Annotated in this window: 1 protein-coding gene; it reads right to left on the reverse strand. The window is 59.7% G+C overall.

Annotated elements, in window-relative coordinates:
• Positions 1-315: VOC family protein (locus PQR42_RS45630; protein ID WP_408496129.1), on the reverse strand; the 315-nt coding region annotated here is incomplete at its 3' end.
• Between the last annotated feature and the right edge of the window lie 229 nt (positions 316-544).

The following is a 544-nucleotide window of genomic DNA, read 5'->3' on the forward strand; positions in this document are numbered from 1 at the left end:
GCCTCGACCGCCATCGTTCGTATTGATCTCGCCCTGCCGGCGGTGAAAGGGATCCGCCCAGTAGGGCAATCCGCGGCTCTGTATTCGCCCAAAAATGCAATCGAACTCGGTCTCGCTCACCAGAAACGCATAGTGTTCCGGCCGCGTTTGATGATCATCGCTGTAGAAGTCCAGCGTAACGCCGTTATCCAGTTGCACGGCAAGGAACGGCCCGAATGGCTTCGGCTCGGGAAGTCCGAGTATTTCTGCGAGAAATGCCGCCGATGCATCCCTGTTCCGCGCGTACACGATAGTGTGATTAAGCGTGATGCTCATGTTCGCTGCTCTCCTTTCGCCGCTTCCGTGACAGTGCCTGCTCACGGTGCCGGCCGGCATCATCGCCCAACCCGCACGCCGTCCCTCGCGCAACCGCTGAACATTGCGCCAATCAGTGCGGCTGACCGAGGCATGCATCGGCGACGTCGACGATCGGCTCGCTATCGGCGTGGGCTTCGGGAAAGCGATCGACACATTTGATCTGTAGTAGCGTCCACCATGTGCCTGG

The organism is Paraburkholderia sediminicola, from assembly GCF_046027355.1.
Lineage (GTDB): Bacteria > Pseudomonadota > Gammaproteobacteria > Burkholderiales > Burkholderiaceae > Paraburkholderia > Paraburkholderia sediminicola_B.